Raw genomic sequence first — 227 nt, forward strand, 5'->3', positions numbered from 1 at the left:
GCCTTTCGAGACAAAGACCCTGACTTATTTTTCTCCTTATTGGCAGAACTTCCCGAAACGTTAGATGACGGCTTTCGAGAAAAGCTTCAAAACCTTCTTACCCATGAAGAAGGCATCACCAACGCAATGATCTATCCTTATTCCAATGGAAAAATAGAAGCGAAGAATACCCACATAAAGACAATGAAACGAGTATCCTACGGATTTAAATCATTCGAGAACATGAG

General features: G+C 40.1%; 1 protein-coding gene. It reads left to right on the forward strand.

What is annotated here, in order from left to right:
- The coding region (locus tag ACI3E5_RS17680; protein WP_498822147.1) for a transposase at positions 1-227 on the forward strand (227 nt) is incomplete at both ends.

Source organism: Candidatus Enterococcus avicola, assembly GCF_047470845.1.
Classification (GTDB): Bacteria; Bacillota; Bacilli; order Lactobacillales; family Enterococcaceae; genus Enterococcus_D; species Enterococcus_D casseliflavus.